Origin of the sequence: Pedobacter petrophilus, from assembly GCF_009674725.1 — a bacterium.
Lineage (GTDB): Bacteria > Bacteroidota > Bacteroidia > Sphingobacteriales > Sphingobacteriaceae > Pedobacter > Pedobacter petrophilus.
Map to the genome: position 1 here is coordinate 1 of NZ_WKKH01000066.1, position 20,659 is coordinate 20,659.

Annotated in this window: 17 protein-coding genes; 7 read left to right on the forward strand and 10 right to left on the reverse strand. The window is 40.9% G+C overall.

The window, feature by feature from the left end; translation table 11 throughout:
• Window positions 1-155: transposase (locus GJU39_RS24345; RefSeq protein ID WP_154281226.1), on the reverse strand; the 155-nt coding region annotated here is incomplete at its 3' end.
• A gap of 210 nt (window positions 156-365) precedes the next feature.
• Between GJU39_RS24345 and GJU39_RS21605 the strand changes: the two genes are divergently transcribed.
• The gene (locus GJU39_RS21605) at window positions 366-899 is read left to right on the forward strand and encodes a hypothetical protein (protein WP_154283082.1); all 534 of its coding nucleotides are present in this window, start codon (window positions 366-368) and stop codon (window positions 897-899) included.
• Between the two features lie 554 nt (window positions 900-1,453).
• Complete coding sequence (locus GJU39_RS21610) at window positions 1,454-2,977, forward strand: PAS domain S-box protein (protein ID WP_154283083.1); 1,524 nt, start codon at window positions 1,454-1,456, stop codon at window positions 2,975-2,977.
• Window positions 2,978-3,245: 268 nt separating this feature from the next.
• Here GJU39_RS21610 and GJU39_RS21615 read toward each other — a convergent pair whose 3' ends face one another.
• From GJU39_RS21615 to GJU39_RS21630, 4 genes are all read right to left on the reverse strand, one after another.
• Complete coding sequence (locus GJU39_RS21615; RefSeq protein WP_154283084.1) at window positions 3,246-4,091, reverse strand: PRC-barrel domain-containing protein; 846 nt, start codon at window positions 4,089-4,091, stop codon at window positions 3,246-3,248.
• 225 nt (window positions 4,092-4,316) lie between these two features.
• A complete protein-coding gene (locus GJU39_RS21620; RefSeq protein ID WP_154283085.1) occupies window positions 4,317-5,213 on the reverse strand; it encodes an NmrA family NAD(P)-binding protein in 897 nt (298 codons plus the stop codon).
• Window positions 5,214-5,233: 20 nt separating this feature from the next.
• Entirely contained in the window at window positions 5,234-6,166 is a 933-nt protein-coding gene (locus tag GJU39_RS21625) for an alpha/beta fold hydrolase (RefSeq protein ID WP_154283086.1), read from the reverse strand.
• Window positions 6,167-6,238: 72 nt separating this feature from the next.
• A complete protein-coding gene (locus tag GJU39_RS21630) occupies window positions 6,239-6,802 on the reverse strand; it encodes a Crp/Fnr family transcriptional regulator (RefSeq protein WP_154283087.1) in 564 nt (187 codons plus the stop codon).
• A gap of 426 nt (window positions 6,803-7,228) precedes the next feature.
• On the opposite strand from GJU39_RS21630, the gene GJU39_RS21635 reads away from it, so the two are divergent.
• From GJU39_RS21635 to GJU39_RS21645, 3 genes are all read left to right on the forward strand, one after another.
• On the forward strand, window positions 7,229-7,507 hold the full coding sequence (locus GJU39_RS21635) for a DUF427 domain-containing protein (RefSeq protein WP_154283088.1): 279 nt from the start codon (window positions 7,229-7,231) through the stop codon (window positions 7,505-7,507).
• Window positions 7,508-7,884: 377 nt separating this feature from the next.
• Window positions 7,885-9,567: a GMC oxidoreductase gene (locus tag GJU39_RS21640; RefSeq protein WP_154283089.1), complete on the forward strand. Its 1,683-nt coding sequence runs from the start codon at window positions 7,885-7,887 to the stop codon at window positions 9,565-9,567.
• A gap of 10 nt (window positions 9,568-9,577) precedes the next feature.
• Complete coding sequence (locus tag GJU39_RS21645) at window positions 9,578-10,183, forward strand: gluconate 2-dehydrogenase subunit 3 family protein (RefSeq protein ID WP_154283090.1); 606 nt, start codon at window positions 9,578-9,580, stop codon at window positions 10,181-10,183.
• A gap of 707 nt (window positions 10,184-10,890) precedes the next feature.
• Here the strand turns inward: GJU39_RS21645 and GJU39_RS21650 are convergent.
• The 3 genes from GJU39_RS21650 to GJU39_RS21660 all read right to left on the reverse strand — a co-directional run bounded on the left by GJU39_RS21650 (window position 10,891) and on the right by GJU39_RS21660 (window position 14,598).
• Window positions 10,891-12,942 (reverse strand): peptidase associated/transthyretin-like domain-containing protein, encoded by a 2,052-nt coding sequence (locus GJU39_RS21650; RefSeq protein ID WP_154283091.1) that lies wholly within the window; start codon window positions 12,940-12,942, stop codon window positions 10,891-10,893.
• A gap of 106 nt (window positions 12,943-13,048) precedes the next feature.
• Window positions 13,049-14,020, reverse strand: coding sequence for a FecR family protein (locus GJU39_RS21655; RefSeq protein WP_154283092.1), 972 nt, complete (start codon window positions 14,018-14,020; stop codon window positions 13,049-13,051).
• Window positions 14,021-14,022: 2 nt separating this feature from the next.
• Window positions 14,023-14,598: an RNA polymerase sigma-70 factor gene (locus GJU39_RS21660; protein ID WP_154283093.1), complete on the reverse strand. Its 576-nt coding sequence runs from the start codon at window positions 14,596-14,598 to the stop codon at window positions 14,023-14,025.
• 226 nt (window positions 14,599-14,824) lie between these two features.
• Here GJU39_RS21660 and GJU39_RS21665 point away from each other — a divergent pair, with 226 nt between their 5' ends.
• Window positions 14,825-15,328 (forward strand): hypothetical protein, encoded by a 504-nt coding sequence (locus GJU39_RS21665; protein WP_154283094.1) that lies wholly within the window; start codon window positions 14,825-14,827, stop codon window positions 15,326-15,328.
• A 280-nt stretch (window positions 15,329-15,608) separates the two neighbouring features.
• Complete coding sequence (gene nhaA, locus GJU39_RS21670) at window positions 15,609-16,763, forward strand: Na+/H+ antiporter NhaA (protein WP_154283095.1); 1,155 nt, start codon at window positions 15,609-15,611, stop codon at window positions 16,761-16,763.
• Window positions 16,764-16,997: 234 nt separating this feature from the next.
• Here the strand turns inward: nhaA and GJU39_RS21675 are convergent, their stop codons facing one another.
• Window positions 16,998-17,858 carry a PorP/SprF family type IX secretion system membrane protein gene (locus GJU39_RS21675; protein WP_167515738.1) on the reverse strand — a complete coding sequence of 287 codons (861 nt, stop codon included), beginning with the start codon at window positions 17,856-17,858 and terminating at the stop codon, window positions 16,998-17,000.
• Between the two features lie 14 nt (window positions 17,859-17,872).
• A partial coding sequence (locus tag GJU39_RS21680) for an MBG domain-containing protein (protein ID WP_154283097.1) occupies window positions 17,873-20,659 on the reverse strand: 2,787 nt, incomplete at its 5' end.

The following is a 20,659-nucleotide window of genomic DNA, read 5'->3' on the forward strand; positions in this document are numbered from 1 at the left end:
GGACTCTGTTTGGGCTCCGACTCACGCTGTCTCCATTTACTCAGAAGGCTATCGTTTATTCCAAGCTCATCTGCAACCTCTTTCACCGATCCTCGGCTATTAGATAAATCTATAGCCATTTTTTTGAAGGAATCATCAAATACTCGTTTGCTCATATAATCAAATTTAAAAGTTTCTAGTTAAATCTGACAACTAAATTCCTCCAGTCAAATGTAGCAACTCCACTGTTGCAAAATCTGAAATTTATCCAACAGAGGAAAGACAAGCATATCATTATTACCAGTGATGATATACCCATTTTTCATTTTTTTAAATATCCAGAACTGACTTGTTTTAAGTTATTCTTTTGGGCCGATAATTCAGCATTGAAATTTGACTATGCTAACATCAGCGAGGAAATCGTTGCCGTGGCACAGGAGCTTAATCAGATATACCTGGAAATCCCAAGTACAGAAATATGGACGAAGGACACTGTTGATGGCACGATTGACCAGGTACGTTATGCTTTTGAAGCAGGGCATATTGGCGACAAGGCACTGGCCGAAAAGATCGTGGAACAGATCCGCTATTGTCTTACTGACATGAATATGTATGCTATCAGCGCCAAAAAGACGATTGATCCTGCTCATAGCTTCAACTGGTACCATTGTGATGTATTAGGAAGCCTGGCTTATTTAATAGAATTTAAAGAAAGTATGTTGTGCTTTAATAGGTTTAATACCTTTAATTACCTCAAAACCGACGATCAGTTTTACTGTGCGCAGACTAAGGACTGGATGCAGGGCCTGATCAGAAAGTCGGTAGCCTTTAGTGGCCAGGGAGAAAAGCATCGCAATAAATTTTTATACACTGCTTTCGCTGCTTGTGACCGATTGATTGGGGAAATTAATAACGGATAAGAGGTTCTTCGGTCGATTGCCTTTATCTACAGAGCGGCTAAAAATTTTTATTAAAAAATTGGCCTTAAAAACAAAATACAATCTCAGCAAAAGGAGAAAAAACCGACTGAAATTGGTTTTGAAGACCTTTCCCATTTTTCATTTTATTTAAAAAATAAATTCGGAATTTCACCCAATCAGATCTTTAATTCAATCAGTCAGGCACACACCCCTTTATAGAAAGAAGATGGCTATTTAAGGTAAAAACATCTACTTTGAAGCTTTATCTGTAGCTTGAATACCATCTTCCCAAGCAATATTATTTAGATGAGGTATACCCAGCAACCTAAAACACCTCTGGTATGCCATGAAGGCTTATTTAATATTAACGCATCATATGCACGGTTTGCCGGGTTCCATTCAGAAATTGAATATGCGGCTTGCTGAACCGTTTAAACAAAATGAACAAAAAATGCATTTTGCTATCACTTTCTATCTACCATTATTTTTGTATTTTTATACCCGAATTGGCTCACCATTGGTTATTATCCGATTTTCTGTGAGTCTCTTATACTATGGAAGACGCTAGCGCTATATACGACCTTTTACGGGAAATTGAAAACAGGGAATCTAAGTTAAAGCTAGACAATGACCAGCTTCGCATGCTCAACCAAATCTTGAAAAAAGCAGAGGAAAAGAGTGCTATTCTCAATTCGATAGTTGAATGCTCTGACGATGCAATAATAAGTAAGGATCTTAATGGGATCATCACCAGCTGGAATAATGCCGCCGAGCGTATTTTCGGGTATAGCCCAAATGAGGTAATCGGCCAGCCAATATTAATCTTAATTCCTGCTGACAGGCAACATGAAGAGCCGCAGATACTCAAACAGCTCAAAAATGGAATAAGAGTCGATCATTTTGAGACGCAGCGAATTGGCAAAAACGGACAGTTGATAGATGTATCTCTCACCATTTCACCAATTAGAAACAGCGAGGGCAAAATTATCGGGCTTTCCAAGATCGCCCGGGATATTACCTTTCAAAAAGTTGCTGAAGTAGACAGTACAATATTGGGCGCTATTATCGCCTCATCCGATGATGCAATTCTCAGCAAAGACCTCAATAGCATAATTACCAGTTGGAACGCTGCTGCTGAACGAATCTTCGGCTATACCGCCAATGAGATGATCGGCCAGTCAATCTTAAAACTTATTCCGCCAGATCGTTACGAGGAAGAGCCGCAAATCCTGGCACAATTAAAACAGGGAATTCGGGTAGACCATTTCGAAACGGTGCGCCAGGGAAAAGACGGCCGGTTTATTGACGTATCCCTTACCATCTCGCCAATTAAAGACAAGACCGGAAAGGTGATCGGCGTATCGAAAATTGCAAGGGATATTACAGACAGAAAGGTTCTTGAACAAAAGAAAGGCGAGTTTATCAGCTTCGTTAGTCATGAGCTGAAAACCCCGCTCACTTCAATGCGATCTTATGTGCAGCTAGCCAGACAGCGGGCCGAAAAAATTGCAGATTCATTTTTAACAAACGCTCTTTCCCGTGCCGAGAGCCAAACTCAGAAAATGGAAAAGATGATCAACGACTTTTTAAATATTTCCAGGTTCGACGAGGGATACATGCATTTATTCCCCAAAAGATTTGATCTGTCCCAGCTTATACAAGCCTGTGTTGAAGATGCAGCCCTTGGAAGTAAGCACAACATTAAGCCACGCATTATGCCTGGATTGATTATTGAGGGAGACCCCGAGATGATCAGCCTGGTGGTAATTAACCTGATTAGCAATGCAAAAAAATATTCTAAGATAGACAGCGATATTATGATATCGTGTGAACAGCAGCTAGAAACAGTGACCGTACGCGTGCAAGACCAGGGCATAGGCATTAGCAAGGACAACCTGGAAATGTTATTTGAAAAATTTTATAGAGTACAATCAGAAGATACCAGAAAAATCGGTGGTTTTGGTATCGGCCTCTACTTAGCGGCGAATGTAGTGCAACTTCATGGTTCACACATAGCCGTTGAAAGTCAGCCGGGCGTAGGGTCCGTATTTTCTTTCTCCCTGCCGCTAGCTCATTAATAACTGTATCTTTCTTAAAGCCCGGGCATCATCACGGCCGGGCAAAATGATAATTTAATCAACCGGGGGTATCTACTCCTCCTATCATCTTTTTCTTTACCCTTAAGTTTAAAACCCGATCAGGATGAAAGAAAAGCTATATAATAAGAAGATAAAACGGGGCGGTTAACTGATAACCGCCCCGTTAAAATTTAAGCCTGGCGTTTGGATTTATTGCTATAATTACCTTGAGTATGGATAGCGCAAAACATGGTACCAGATTAAAAGTTTATATATCAGAGGCTGATAAATTATGCGCTGTGATGGCCTCACCGATCATCATTACAAAGCGGTCGCCCATCTGATCCATCGTCCGCCATCTTACCCCCTGCTCACCTGCTTCCGCATATATAACGCCAATCTTATTTTCCCCTTGCAAAATCCTGTATGTGCCGTTTTCCTGCGGCGCTATTCCAAACGTTCCATCAGAAGTATTAACGCTAAATTCTTCAAGGCTTCCTGCCGTATTTTGCGGGCTTTCTTGGTCAGTCGTACGCTTTGCCTCAGAATGGTCGATAAGCTGGTGAATCGTTTCTGCTTCTTCTTCACGGCTGGCAGATACTGCTTCCGGTTGGTCCTGAATGCCCCTGAATTCCCGGTCTGCTGACAATATATTTCCCCTGTCAAAATGATGGTGGCGGTAAAAATCTCCCTGCTCCAGATCTGCAATCTCCTCTTCTATCACTAATGCAGCCGGGCTCCCGATAGCTGATCTGATTTTTACTTCTGTATCCCTGGTTACTTCGCCGATAATGTATTGAGGCATGGCAATAAACTGGCTTTCGTGCATCACTGGCAACACAACTGCTTTCTTTTCGTCGCCAAGGTTTGCAAAGCCAATGGGAATTAGTACCGCTTTTTCTTCAATCCCTGCAATAGTATTATTCAGGTCTACGATAATATACCGGATAGCATTTTGTTGCGGATCAAATAACAGATCCCTTACCTTACCTACGGGGCTTCCACTTTCATCTATTACCGGCCATCCTGTAATATCCGCTTCGCCATCTGTTATTTTATAATCCGTGTTTGATAACTCTTCAAGATTGATGTACTCGATATTTCCTGCATTCATAATTCTTAACTTAAGGTTTATACTGTTATAATCATCTTTCAAACAACAGCACCGGGAAATGGTTTTCTTTTGTTAATGAGAAGGAGTTGTATATAAGCGGTAATGCAATAAGATATAAGCGGAACAAGTGCAAAAATCTGCTATCGGAAAACGCCAGCCAGGCAGCATTTGTTCCCTGATTGATTAATTAAAAGCGGATGCTGATATCCGCTTTTAATTAATTATTTATTTTACAAATGCTTTTAGATAGGTCGATGCCGTTGTCCAGTTAAGATCTGCATAGCGGCCATTTGAGAGCTCTTTATGATGAGTGGAAAACATCGAATAGACATATTGCGACTGCTGCCATTTGGCATAAAGCTCATTTTCTCCTGCAGGGTTATCCTCTCTTTGCTTTTTGATAAACTGCGCAAAATCTTCCATACTTCCAGTCTGTTGCACGGCGAAATTCTTACCGCTTATTTGTTGTACTTCCGTTGAGATCATGCTCGGACTGATCTGGAAACTTGCAATATGGAGGTTTCTGGGTGCTTCATCATCAAGGGCAACCTCAGCGGTAAAAGCTGCAGTATCGTCCATGGTTGTAAAATCAAGTTTCCATTCAGCTTTTTCTCCCCAATAACTTATGCTATTGTTTTTTAAGTTCAAAACCGGTGTATTATACTTTAAGATATCTGCAAAGGCCCCGTTAAAAATGGATGCTGCCTGAATAGCAGTACCATCCAGGTAGCCCTTAAACTCTCTTCTTAAATCAAAGTTTCTATTCTCTCCCGGTACAAGCGGGTTGTAATCGGTACAAAAATCAGAAGGAATGAACCTGGCTACTCCGGCCTGGAGTGCGCCATGAAGGATGTTTTTTTGAAGATCTACAACAACCTCGCGCAAGCCTGCCACTGCAGATACCACGCAATTTACCTCTTTACAGGCAGCTGCAATCTCATCGATATTATCAAAATCCACCTCTACAATAGTAACGCCTGTTTTCTTTAAGCTTTCTATCTTTTCAGGATCACTTGCTGCCCTTACAATGGCGATAACACTCGCATCCCTTTTAATCAGGGCGCTGCAAATCCTGCTTCCCAGGTTACCGGTAGCCCCGGCAACTAAAATTATTTTTTTCATGTATTTAATGTGGTAAAATGTTATAACAAAAATTTAAAAATCTCTTTAACCACCTGCTCAGGTTTCTCCTCGAACATATAGTGTCCGCTATCTAAAATACCAACAACCGCTACGTTAGTGGCAGCATAAGGCATAGCCATTTTCATGTAATCGTAGCTCACGTAGCTGCCTATCCCCAATACCGGCATGTTTAATGGCTGATAGGTCTTACTATCCTCAACATCTTGCCCAAAGGTTTGATACCAGGCGTTTGCGGCCCTGATACTTTCCTGATCATTATAAGCGGAGGCATATACCGCCCTTTCAAAGGCCGTCATCTTACTTTCATCAATCATTACGTAGCTAAAAAGATAATCAAGCAGGTATTGGAAACGGCCTTCCAAAAGCTTTTCGGGTAATCCTTTAACCTGATTGAAAGCCATCCACCAGGGATAAGGCTGACCACCATCCATTTTTTTACCAAAAGTACCAAAGGCCGGCAGGAGCGGCATCTGCATCATGCCCTCATTTGGATGCGCACCATCTGCAATAACGAGTTTCTCTATATACTGCGGAAAATTAAACGCAAGGCTCATCGCAACCATGCCACCAATATCATGTCCCATAACATGAACCCTGGATAGACCGAGCTGGATCATCAGTTCCAGAATATCTTTCGCCATCGTTTTCTTGTCATAGCCAGACGATGGCTTTTCCGAACTGCCCATTCCACGGATATCTACAATAATCACGCGGTATCTCGTGGCCAGTTGTTCTGCAATCGGCTGGTAAGCATACCAGGTTTGCGGCCAGCCTGCCAAACAGATTAAAGGGAAGCCCTCACCTCCCTCTACGTAATGCAATCCTACTCTATTTACTGTTGTGTACTTGTTACTAAAACCAGGAAAGTTTTTGATCAATTCCTCATCAGCATATTGTTCTCCGGTGTTTCCGGTAATCATCTCGTTCTTCATAGCTAATTTTTAATCGTCCAAAGGTAGCCCGCTGTGAGATCCGGTAAACTACCAATTGGTAGAAAATAAGCATCAACGCACTTTTTTCCTGATCCTGCTTAACGCATTAGGTGTAATACCCAGCACTGCCGCCAGCTGTTTAACAGGTATCTTTTGCAAAAACTCCGGGTTATTCATAAATTCCCGGTATCTTTCTTCGGCAGAAAGTGTTTGAAAATTTAAGATTTGATCAATCATCCTCACCGAGGTAGCCTCCCAGATTTTTCTTCCGAATTCCTCCCAGCTCGGAATATAACGGTATAAAAAATCCATGTCATTCTTATCGATTATAATGATTTGTGTATCCTCTATCGCCTCAATATTAAACCGGGTCGGCCTTTGTGGATTCAGGCTGGAGATTTCGGTGAAAAATTCGTTCTTAAAGCATACCCAGGTGGTATTTTCCTGGTCGTTTGTATAATAAAAAAAGCGTACTCCACCAGACACGATAAAGAAGTATTGATTCGCAATTTGCCCTTTTCTAAGGATGAGTTTTCCTTTTAATACGGTTTTCATTCTGCATTTTGAGCGTACCAGTTGCAGATCGTGTTCATCTATCGAAACTACAGTTTTTATGAATGCTTCAAATTCTTCCATCTCCGCCTAAGGTCAGCATTTTTTGCCACTTACAATTGATACAAGGTACCGCAAAGAGAAAAAAGGTTTCTGTAAACGAAACTTAAACTAAGCTCATGCTCGTTTCCGAACGGGCGTGGAATATCTCTTCGTCTGTGACCACGGAAGGAGCGATATAATCGCAATAATATACTGTACTAGTTATAAACGAGCGTAAGCTGGTTCTTAACGGTACAGATTCATCGGGTGGTTATAACCTTTGGCTCAATATTAGGCATTAAGAATACCGGCCAGTTACAAAATGTTAAACATCACCCTTAATAAACCAACAAATTTTTTAGGGTGGCGCTATTATAAATGATCTGTGTCAGCTGGAAAAAAAAAGCAAATGTGAGCATCGAAACAAATTCGGAGTTTATCGGTTAATCTTAACAAGAAACTAAGATCATGAAAGCAACCTGGAACAACCAAACCCTGGCAGAAAGTAACGATACAATTGTAATCGAAAACAATCATTATTTCCCCGCAGCATCCATAAATAAAGAATTTTTTCAAGCTTCAGATAAACACACCACCTGCCCCTGGAAAGGTGAGGCATCTTATTATACCTTAGAAGTGGATGGTCAAAAAAATGAAGATGCGGCCTGGTACTATCCAAACCCAAAAGATGCTGCACAAGAAATTAGAGATTACGTTGCATTCTGGAAAGGTGTAAAGGTTGGATAATCAAAAATAAGCTAAACCTGCCATAAATTATTTCTTCCAACACCGAGATGATCACTTAATCATGTTGACATTTCTTCTATCTTCCATAGTCTTTCCATCTTCAACGATATTGGGTATAATCAAGTTAAAATAACACACGCTGCATTGATAATATCTCTGGCTAATCCAGGTATATTAATGTAGATATCGTGGTTATAATTCTTCAGGAAACTGCCCTGGCCCTACAATAAAAATATTACTTACAGATAAGCAAATAATCATACAGTACAGCCTCACGTCCGGCACTAACCTTAAACCACTTTAACCGAAAGTTTTTTTCATTATCCTCAGATTTTTAGTTAAGAACCTTATATTTGATAGATAACCGAATATATACGATGAATAACAAAACTGTTTATGATGCGATAGTTGTCGGCTCTGGAATTAGTGGTGGGTGGGCTGCGAAAGAACTAACGGAAAAAGGGATGAAAGTGTTGCTTTTGGAACGCGGACGGAATTTCGAGCATATCAAAGACTACAAATCTGCACAAGGCGATCCTTTTTCGTTCCCGCATCGTGGTAAAACAACCTTAGAACAGCAGAAAAATTATCCTGTCATTCATCGTGGATGGGCAGCTCATGAGCCGGTAATGGATTATTGGGCAAACGAGAAAGACAGCCCTTACGTAGAAACCAAGCCCTTTACCTGGTGGCGCAGTTATCAGATGGGCGGACGCTCCATTCTTTGGGGCCGTCAGAGTTACCGTTTGAGCGACCTGGATTTCGAAGCAAATGAAAAAGATGGCATCGCTGTAGACTGGCCAATTCGTTATAAAGATATTTCGCCCTGGTATGATTATGTAGAAAAGTTTGCCGGCATTAGTGGCGCTAAAGATGGCATTGCGCACTTACCCGATGGCATGTTTCTGCCACCAATGGATCTAAATTGTGTAGAAAAGGATGTAGCAGCCAGGATAAAAACACACTACAAAAACGAACGGCATTTGATTATCGGCCGCACCGCAAACCTCACGGCTGCAATTCCGGGCAGAACGAAATGTCAGTTTAGAAACCGTTGCTGGGAAGGATGTATTTTTGGTGGCTATTTCAGTACGCAGTCTTCTACCCTACCTGCGGCATTGCAAACTGGAAACTTAACTGTAAGACCGTTCTCCATCGTAACGCAAATCCTTTACGATAAAAACACCAAAAAAGCAAAAGGAGTAGAAGTACTCGATGCAGAAACCAATCAAACCTATGAGTTTAACTCCAAAATCGTGTTCCTGTGTGCTTCAGCATTAAACAGCGCCTGGGTATTACTTAATTCGGCAAAAGATATCTGGCCTGGGGGTTTGGGCAGCAGTAGCAACGAACTGGGGCATAATGTAATGGATCACCATTACAACCTGGGATGCTCCGGAACCGTTGATGGATTTGAAGATAAATACTACTACGGAAACCGTGCGAATGGCTTTTATATTCCGCGTTTTGTAAATTTAGGCAATGATAAACGGGATTACCTGAGGGGGTTCGGTTTCCAGGGAAGTGCAAGCAGGTCTGGCTGGAGTGGCAACATACCTGAGTTAGGCATAGGTGGAGCCTTTAAAGAATCCATCACCGAACCCGGCGGATGGTCAATCGGTGCCTCTGGTTTCGGAGAGATTTTACCAGATCATCGGAACAAGGTTTCCTTAGACCTGAACATGAAAGATAAGTGGGGCCTGCCCGTTCTAAATATGGATGCAGAACTCCAGGAAAATGAGATCAAAATGCGTAAAGATATCTTAACAGAGATAAAGGCAATGTTTGAAGCTGTCGGCGTCAAAAATATCCACAGTTGGGATAGCGGCCACGCCATGGGCCACGGCATACACGAAATGGGTACCGCAAGAATGGGGCGCTCAGAAAAGACATCGGTATTAAATAGCCAGAATCAGGTGTGGGATTGTAAAAATGTGTTTGTAACCGATGGCGCCTGCATGACATCTTCCGCCTGCCAGAATCCATCATTAACTTACATGGCGCTTACGGCCCGGGCTGCAGACTTTGCTGTTACAGAATTGAAAAAAGGAAACCTTTAAGAAAAATAGTATGGATAGAAGAGAATTATTAAAATCAATAGCCATATTAACCGGCGGAACACTGATCGGTGCAGATGCTTTGTTGAGTAGTTTTACCAATCCTGATCATAAAGCTATTGGCATATTATCCTTAAGTCAGGTAAACCTGCTCAATGAAATTGGGGAAACAATTTTACCCACAACGGCAAAATCTAAAGGTGCCAAAGCTGCAAATGTTGGTGCATTAATGAATGTAATTATTACTGATTGTTATCAGAAAGAAGAACAAACAAGAATTTTAGAAAGCTTAAAACAGGTTAATATTGAGGCATTTGAAACCATCAAGAAAACATTTTTAAGTGCCGGCAAATCAGAAAGACACCAGTTTTTAACGGCATTAGATCAGAAAGCATATCATTTTCAAAAGGAAAAACAGATTAAAGATAATGAGGCCCGTAAAAGTGATGATAAATTTGTTGCCTCACCGAACCATTACTTTACAGGGTTAAAACAGCTCATCCTTTGGGCTTATTTCAACTCCGAGATTGGCGCCACTGAAGCACTCAGATTTGTTTCCGTTCCTACCCGTTATGAGGGTTGCGTGCCTTACCATAAAGGTGATCGCGCCTGGTATTAAGCTGACTATTGTTTATAAATATTAAATTTGAATTACTCCGTATACCGGCGTAAAACTGCGGCATTTCTTTAATGTTTTTAACAAAGCCCTTAAGGCCTCCGATATTCGGAATCTGTATAATATTCCTGCAAAGCCAAAGACTCTTTTTCAAGATAATTATCAAAAAAGATTGCTTCTGCATCAATCGTATCCTTTTTGTATAAATCGTAAGCCTTCCAAAACAAATTAACATCATCGGTATTAATTACAGACTTACTGGGTTAGATTGAATGTTGGCGTTTAACAATTCTTGTCTCCAGCGCTTTATATCCTGATAATTTCTTACTTCTTTAGTTCTGTAGGAGTACTAAGCCAGTCAACAATTCCGAAATCCATAGTAATTTGGCGGCAATATTGAAACAGATAAGAGCACTGTCCGGTAGCCCGGCTTAAGCATAAAAGTAAGGAGCATTGCCATTGCATTCTTTTTGAAAGGTATCATTGTCTGCGCTTTACTTTCTAAAAAGAAGAGGTGCGCTGCCGGCTGATATTGTTTGAGAGAGGTGTAATGATTACCTAACTTTTGATTCTTGGGCAGATTAATGAGGTTATTTACGCAATCTCAGATCACATAATAGCAAAAACTTTGTTCATTGATGGCTTGCATAAATTAAAATATTTCGCCTCTTGAACTTACAGAGTGAACATCTATCAATACATCTTCGCTATCACAGTTTAAAGCGGTACGCAACTCGTAAATTGAATTGCTTTATATTTTTAAAACTGATATAATCTTCGAACTTTATACCGGTCTCCAGGCCATTATTGAAGCTATATCCGGCTGATATAGCATATAAGAAAGGATTTTTGCTTCCATATTGAATTTGTGCAACTGTCCCATTGGGATAAGTAGTTTTTAATATGCTGGATTTGTTTAAGCCAAGCGAAACGCCGAGCTCGCCAGCAAAGAAAAACCGTGTGCCTGTGTAAGCTCTAATACCAGCTTTTAGTGGGATCGCTTTATACTCAACCTCTAAATACTCATCTGTTTTACCATCGGGATAAGTAATAAAAGACCCTCCGGGCAAATTGTTATCAACGGCGTGATAAACGTATCCGGCAGATAATGTACCTGACATAGAATCTCCAAAATCCTTTTGCATGAAAAGTTCACTTCCTAAAACGTAAGTTGATGGCGAATCCCATGCCCATCCAGCCAGGGCTGCAATACCTAAGAACAGATCTTTTGAACGGCGGGCTTTTTTAATTTCAGTTACAGGTTTAAATACGGAGTTAAAGGCAATGCCAGCTTCCCACCCTATCCATCTTTTAACCGGATTTCCAGCGCCCCTATAATCACCTGATAATTTAAATTTACTTTGATAACCTTCACCGCTGCCTGTAAAACTGTACTTATTGTAAGTTGGACCTGCTACCAAACTAACATTCTTGGCTAACTGCATATTCAGTAACAGTTTAGCCTGTGCCCATCTATCATCCATAGAACCTGTAAAAGCAAATTGATAAGCAGCTTCTGCAGATAAGTATATATGATCAGAAAACATAAAATCGTGACCAACGCCAAAACCAAATGAATACATTTTATTATGGGCATTAATATTGGCACCCAATAGCAAGTTGCTGTAGAACCCATGAGTTCCCGTTTTTAAAGAAACATTGGTGTTTGTTAAGTTATTTGCGGAATACGTAATTTTGTAGAAACCATTCCGGATAATATTAATCAGTCCGATGCTGGCACCTTGAGAAGTGTCTGCAACATTGACGATTCCAACCTGAACACCCTTTAACATATGCGCTTTGTTGTTTAATACTGCAACTTGCAGGCCCGAAACCTCGCTATCTGTTTTGTTGATAAAGCCAGAAATCTGAATCCCTTTTAACGTATCTAATGCTTGATTACTAACACCCGCCAGCTGAAGCCCTGTTACTTTTCCACCCACAAGGTTGAATATCCCTGCCAGTTGTAAATATCTGGTGTTACGTTTGTTGATGTTAAAGAGCCCCCCAAATTCGAGCCCGTCGACACCTGCTGTGTACCCACCTGCTAAGTTTAAAGAAAACTTATTGATCACTTGTGAACTCAGCGCACCATGTGAACTCAGCCCTGGTATAATTGAAACCTGATACGGGCGGTTTGCAAAGAAGTCTTGAATGTTTATACTTTGTATGCGTTGAGCTGCTGTTGTAAAAAACCTACCCAGCGCAGTAGCTTCTACAGTTTTAGTGTCGTGCTGAAATACCCTGGCCCTAGTCCGGTTTGCAATAACAACCGTATTCAAAAAATTTAAAGAAGTATCCCTGTACGCATACTTGCTGGCTATAATCCGAACTTGATTTAAACTGCCTGATCGAAGTTTCAGTTTAAAATATCCATGTTCATCACTCATGGTGGATACCAGCTGTTCTTTCTCATAGACACTCGTATTCATAAGTCTTTCACCAGTGGTCTCATTCACAATAACACCGCTGATTGAATAGGTATTATTGTCACTGTTTACATCAGTGTTGATAAATGATAGGCGCTGCAACGCAGGAGTGATAATGATATAGTTTCTGCGCTCCTCAAATTCATATCTGTTGTTAAGTAGCTGCTTCAGTATTTTAGAGACAGCCTGATTGTTTGCTATAAAAGTAACAAGACTATCCTTTGGAAAATTCTTGCCACTATACGAAAAATGAAATCCCCCCTGTCTGCTTATATTTGTCAGCACAGTAGAAAGCCTTTGGTCTGTCGCCGCTATGCTAACTGGCTTTTCCATCAAACCTTGGGCAAAAGCGATCTCCAATGGCAGCAAAAAGAAAAAAGTAAGGATAAGTGATCTAAATTTTTTAAAAATCAAAAGCATTCCAAACATTGAATATGAGCTATTTAAGAATGATTCGGTCTTGCCTCTTTTCAATTGTAATTTTGAAAGTGCGGCTGATTACCTGTAAAATATCTTCTAATGATTCATCATTGAAAGTAGCATTAAGTGGCAGCTCCCTTATAGCCGGGTTCCTGATTTCAATTTTACTTCCGTAAGCTTCGTTCAACGCTTCTACGATGCGCCAAAGGGGGGTATCATCAGCAACAAACGTTTTGCTCCGGTAGTAATTATACAATAGATCAGGCGTCTTAACTTTTACCAGATTATTCATCGTTTTTGAAACCAAAATTTGCTCACCAGGTTTAAGAAAGATACTTTTTTTGCCCTTACTCACCTGCACTTTACCCGATTCAACAATCACCTCTACATCACCATTCTTAAGCTTTACGTTGAACGAAGTGCCTACTACCCGAATCGTCGTCGTCCCCGATGTAATTACAAATGGCTTATCTTTATTCGGTGTCACATCAAAAAATGCTTCGCCTTTAGCAAGAGTTACGTGGCGCTGTTTTTCTTTAAATTCAGACGGAAATTTAAGTACACTTCCCTTATTCAAGGTTATCACAGAACCATCACTCAGCGTATCTACCCGAACTAACTTACCCGTAACAGCCTCCAGGTTTTCTACTGATTGGGAGAAATTATAAAACCATGCGATACCTGAGATCAATATAAGCACGGCAATGGCTTTCAACCAGGTATATCTTGGCCAAAGTTTAATAGTAGGTCGCTGTTTGTTTTTTTGGTGCTTAATTTTTTCCTTTAGTAGGGCTAGAGAAGCATTTGCATCCATAGTCTTTTGTAAATCCAACTTCATGCTGGTTTCCCAAATTAATTCAAACTGTTTAAATCTGAGTTCATTTGCTGGATTTTCCTTGCGCCATTCATCAATTTCTATAATTTCATCAACAGAAACTTCTTTTAAAAGATAGTTGATTAGTAAATCGTCATTCATTTCCATATCCTTCATATTTACTTCGAAAATTTTATAATCAGCAACCAAATTATTAGTGGAAGATAATCTGCTAATTCAACTCTGAGACGTTTGAGGGCTTTACTCATTTGCGCTTCAACTGTTTTTATAGATATGCCCAGTTGATTAGCGATTTGCACATACTTAAGTTCTTCAAATCGGCTTAACTGAAATATGGTACGGCATTGCTCAGGTAAATTATTAATGGCTCGCTTTAAGTGAAGCTCCAGTTCTTTATATCTTAACTTCGAAGATGGAGTTTCCGGAAAATTTTCCACTTGATTTGTTGCATATAATTGATACGTCTGCTCAACTGCCTGATGTTTGATGTAATTAAGACATTCGTTATTCACTGACTTGTATAAGTAAGCTTTAAAAGAGGTATGAACATCTAAAGGGGCTTTCCGTTCTAAAATCTTGAGGAATACCTGGTGTACCATCTCCTCTGCGAGTTCGTTATCATTGAGGATTGTATATGCATAACGATGTAAAGCGTGGAAATTGTCCAGATAGAGGGTATTAAAATCCTGGCTTTCTGAATCAAGAAAGGCTTTATCGTGTATATTAGGAAGCATTTTAGTATGCAATTCTGTTTGATTAATAAATGTTAAATCTATATAATCTTAAGACAACAGCGCTAACCTTTACCCTTACTCGTTAAACAAAAATAATTAGGTGACTTAAAGTACTTATAACTTAAAAGATGGAAGGTAGGTTTTCATGAGCTATCTTCTTGAATATTTTAATAGCCGAATAAGGGTATCCCGGGTTTAGGTTGTCTAAATAGAAAACTTATAAACGATGAAACGAATATTATTCACCCTGTTAATCTTCTCAACATTTTCCGTTGTTCGGGCGCAGAGCAGCAAACACAGTTTAACCACTAACCATGCAGGTCTAAATAACAAGTCTGGTTTGAAGCTTGAATTGAGTATTAACCCGGCTTTAAGCATTGGGAGATTTGGATCTGAGTTTGTTCTAGGCGGTGAAATTAGCTTATCCAGGAACTTCACACCAGATATGGAAGGCGCATTATCAGCTGGATATACAAAATTCTTTTATGGCCATAACAACGAATTAATACCTGTTAAGGCAGGAATGCGGTACTTTTTGATACCTAAAATCTATTTAGGTGCACAGGCTGGTGTGGCATTTTCTCCAACCGATGGTGGAGCTTATTTTATCTATTCCCCAACAGTTGGGTGGAAAATTAACAATCAATTTGATATAAGTTTAAAGTACGATCACTTTAGCAATGAACCATCTGTACTTGGCTTTAATCTAACCTATAAAATTGGCTTGTGAAGAATGTAGCCAATAAAAGGCTTCCCGCGGTGAGGTTGTTAAAAGATTCAAATTTGGAACCCTGTAGCGGCTGACGGATTGAATACAGCTCAAAAATATTCTTTAAGTTTAGTGATCTTATTGAACAAGAAAAATGCCTCATAAAGTCACCTTTTTAGTTGCGATACCGTATCTGAATTTTAAATCCACCTACCAGTTAAACATCCTGGATTCCCCGAAAATGTAACATTACTGATCATATCGGACGAGGTTATAATCGCTTTTTCCTATTTTTACCACAATGGCAAAAATTATCAATCTAGCAGTATTCAAAAAGTTTTTCAGGTCTGGCCAGGTAGGCGGATTTTTACTTTTAATCTGCGTGGCAATTTCATTATTGATTGCAAATACATCAGCCAAAGAAGGTTTCGAAGCTTTGCTGGCAACTAAACTGGGTTTAGGCGCATTAAACTATAGTATTATAGCGTGGATCAATGATGCTTTAATGGCCATCTTCTTCCTGCTTGTAGGTTTAGAAATTAAACGGGAGTTGGTAGAAGGTGAGTTATCATCTCTTAAAAGTGCAGCACTTCCGGTTGTTGCCGCCTTGGGCGGGATGCTTGTACCTGCCTTAATTTATTCCGTATTTAATACCGGTACAGCAACCGTTGGTGGGTGGGGAATCCCGATGGCAACCGACATTGCTTTTGCTCTGGCCATTATAGCCATGCTGGGTAAAAATGTGCCGGCCAGCTTAAAAATCTTTTTAGCGGCTTTAGCCATCGTTGATGATTTAGGTGCTATCCTGGTGATTGCAATGTTTTATACCAATCAAATCCATATCGAATACCTCCTGATGGCTGGTGGCATTTTAGCCTTGTTAGTGTTAATGAATTATTTTGGAGTGCAGAAGCTCGTATTTTATTTAATTCCCGGCATTTTTCTGTGGTACTTTATTCATCATTCGGGCATCCATGCTACCATTGCCGGCGTGCTACTGGCGTTCACCATTCCAACAAATGAAACTGCTGTTTTATCCCCGTTGGAAAAGCTTGAGCACTTTTTAACCGTTCCGGTAAATTATTTAATCATGCCAGTGTTTGCTTTGGCCAATACAAATATTACCTTCCAAAAGGAAATGATTTCAGGTTTGGTATCTCCACTTGGCCTGGGTATTGTTGTTGGTTTATTTGCAGGGAAAACAATCGGGGTCTCACTTTTTAGTTGGCTGGCCGTAAAATTGAAATGGGCAAATTTACCAACTGAGGCGGGTTGGACGCACATTTTAGGGCTGGGTATGCTGGCAGGTATCGGTTTTACAATGTCGATATTTATCTCTTTGCTGTCTTTTAGTGATGCCTTGCATATTTCGGAAGCTAAATTCGCGATTTTAACGGCATCTATAATTTCCGGCTTGGCTGGTTTCGTATTCCTAAAATCGATTAAAAAGGTTTAGAGTCTGGGCATATTTACTACCTTCCAAACCTATAAAGGTTAAAATCCGATAGAATATAAAGTAAAAAACAGGTGTATCATCAATATCGTTTGCTGTTGCTTTTTATAGCCTGAACTTGCCGAAAAACTCAAAAGCATTTGAGGCATTTCACCAAGTTCAATGCAATAGCAATAAACTTGGTGGTTTATAATACACCCATTTCATTTATGGATCACTTAAAAATTAAGCGGTAGCTTACCATTTAATTCCCAGGTTAATTTCAAAACTTCCGGCGTTATAGCCACTCAATGCGCCGGTTTGTGTGGTATAACCGGTATTGATCATATACTTATTTTTGTAATGTAAGCCCACCCCGAAACTTGCTGCTTTGCTGGTATGGTACATGGCGGTAAACAATATTTGCTGATTGGCAACACCGAACTGACCGCCTATATCAACAATATCTGCTATTTCTGTAAAAGAACGGTAAGCCACCTTAGGCTGAAACATATTATCGCCCAGACTGATCTTATATCCTGCTGAAGCATAAACCACCGGCGTATTGATCAGTTTGAAATTATCTTTTTTGAAATAGTTTTTCAGGTTGACCAATGCAAAATCTACATTTAAACTGTTAGTCGTTATACCTACCCCGAAGTCGCCATCAAAATAGGTCCGGTGATCAGTATTATAAGCACCGATCTCACCATCATTCGGATTCCCGATCAGATCCTGCATATCGATCCGCTGGTTCATAAAACCGGCAGACAAACCAAAGTGCAGCCTGGAAGAGGAACTGAGTGGAAGGTGATAGGCATAACTTGCCAGGATCCGGGTTTGCCGCTGCAAACCTGCTTTATCAATGCTCATGTTTAATCCAAGGCCTACCCTTTCCCACCCATAGGTGGTGGTGAGATTCTGAATAACAGGTGCTCCCGGAATATCATTCCATTGGGAACGGAAAGCCAGGTCTACTGTAGCACCTGGAGTTAACCCGGCCATGGCCGGGTTAGCAAGATAGGTATTGTTGAAGTATTGATTTAGTAATGGACTCGTTTGTGCCTTTACTTTTGAAACGCCGAGAAGAGCAGCCAATATCAATATTTTAGTTTTCATCCTTTTCATTTTTCTTAACGGTTTCTGATAATTGTAATAAAGCCTTTCTGAACAAGTTTATCCGGGCCATAAGTGATGATATAGTAGTAAGTTCCTTCTGCAAGGTGATTTCCTTGCATGGTTCCATCCCAACTGTTATCATATCCTTTTTTATTATACATTTCCCTGCCATTTCGATCAAATATCCTCACCTCATTACCCGGATACATGTCGATATTCTGAACAATCCAGGTATCGTTCACACCATCGCCATTTGGGGTTAAGATGTTGTTGGCTACAATCTTGTAATCTTCGGCCACTTTGATGGTAATCGATTCTACACTACTACATCCACTTGCATTGGTTACACGAACAGTATAGACCGTGGTTTGTGCCGGACGAACGGTAAGAGCAGCCGTATCTTGTCCACTGATAATGCCACTCGCTGTAGACCAGCTGTAAGATGTACCGCCAGTTGCCGTTAGTATTGCAGTTTCGCCTTTACTAAGGTCTGTGCCTTTGTTACTTGAAATATTAACCTGCGGAAGTGCATTGATAGTCAACCTGCCATTTACATAAATAAAACTGTAGTTTCCTGATGCACCATTTGCCGGAACAAGTATATAAGTGCCTGCTACATTTCTGCTTGCGGTAGTGCTAACTGTAGGTTTTGTGCTCAATGAATTTTCAGAATCGCCAGATTTAAAGCCGCTATAAGTAACTCCAAACGTTGGGAAGCCATCTGATTGGCACATCACAGCATTGTTTGCCGAAACCGTAAGTACTGCCCTGTTTATCGTAAGATTGGCACCAACATAAATTAATGTATAATTACCACTTACTGCAAGTGTACCCTGGTTGATCGCATAAGTACCTGCATTCTCACCTGATTGTCTGCTTAGGCTTCCGGTAAAGGTAGCGCCAGTTTGCAACGCCGGGCTGAAAGTGTAAGTCAGTGCCGGATCAACATCGCCAAAGGTTTTGCTTTTCGCTGCCGCGGTTACTGTGATGGTTCTTGCTCCGATCGTTAAGTTAGCACCTAGATAGGTTAATGTATAATTACCATCTAAGGCTAACGTACCTTTGTTAATCGCATACGTACCCACGCTCTCGCCTGGTTGTCTGGTTAGGTTTCCGGTGAAAGTATCTCCAGTTTGCAACGCCGGACTGAAAGTATAAGTCAGTGCCGGATCAGTATCACCAAAGGTTTTGCTTTTCGCTGCCGCTGTAACTGTTATTGCTTTTGCACCGATCGTTAAGTTAGCACCTATGTAGGTTAATGTATAATTACCATCTAAGGCTAACGTACCTTTGTTAATCGCATACGTACCCACGTTCTCTCCCGGTTGTCTGGTTAGGCTTCCGGTAAAGGCAGCACCAGTTTGTAACGCCGGGCTGAAAGTATAAGTCAGTGCCGGATCAGCATCGCCAAAAGTTTTGCTTTTCGCTACCGCAGTTACAGTAATCGCTTTCGCTCCGATCGTGAAATCAGCGCCAACATAAGTTAAACTGAAATTATCGCTTAATGCAAGCGTACCTTGGTTGATCGCATAAGTACCTACGCTCTCGCCTGGTTGTCTGGTTAAGCTTCCGGTAAAGCTATCCCCAGTCTGCAACGCATGACTGAAAGTATAAGTCAGTGTAGGATCAGTATCGCCAAAGGTTTTGCTTTTCGCAGTGGCAGTTACCGTTATGACTTTCGCTCCGATCGTGAAATCAGCACTATTGTAAGTTAAAGTATAGTTACCGTTCAGTGCAAGCGTACCCTGGTTGATCGCATAAGTACCTGCATTTTCTCCGGGTTGTCTGGTTAAGCTTCCTGTGAAAGTATCTCCAGTTTGTAATGCCGGACTGAAAGTATAAGTTAATGCCGGATCAGCATCGCCAAAGGTTTTGCTTTTCGCAGCCGCGGTTACTGTGATGGTTCTTGCTCCGATCGTTAAGTTAGCACCTAGATAGGTTAATGTATAATTACCATCTAAGGCTAACGTACCTTTGTTAATCGCATACGTACCCACGCTCTCGCCTGGTTGTCTGGTTAGGTTTCCGGTGAAAGTATCTCCAGTTTGCAACGCCGGACTGAAAGTATAAGTCAGTGCCGGATCAGTATCACCAAAGGTTTTGCTTTTCGCTGCCGCTGTAACTGTTATTGCTTTTGCACCGATCGTTAAGTTAGCACCTATGTAGGTTAATGTATAATTACCATCTAAGGCTAACGTACCTTTGTTAATCGCATACGTACCCACGTTCTCTCCCGGTTGTCTGGTTAGGCTTCCGGTAAAGGCAGCACCAGTTTGTAACGCCGGGCTGAAAGTATAAGTCAGTGCCGGATCAGCATCGCCAAAAGTTTTGCTTTTCGCTACCGCAGTTACAGTAATCGCTTTCGCTCCGATCGTGAAATCAGCGCCAACATAAGTTAAACTGAAATTATCGCTTAATGCAAGCGTACCTTGGTTGATCGCATAAGTACCTACGCTCTCGCCTGGTTGTCTGGTTAAGCTTCCGGTAAAGCTATCCCCAGTCTGCAACGCCGGACTGAAAGTATAAGTCAGTGTAGGATCAGTATCGCCAAAGGTTTTGCTTTTCGCAGTGGCAGTTACCGTTATGACTTTCGCTCCGATCGTGAAATCAGCACTATTGTAAGTTAAAGTATAGTTACCGTTCAGTGCAAGCGTACCCTGGTTGATCGCATAAGTACCTGCATTTTCTCCGGGTTGTCTGGTTAAGCTTCCTGTGAAAGTATCTCCAGTTTGTAATGCCGGACTGAAAGTATAAGTTAATGCCGGATCAGCATCGCCAAAGGTTTTGCTTTTCGCAGCCGC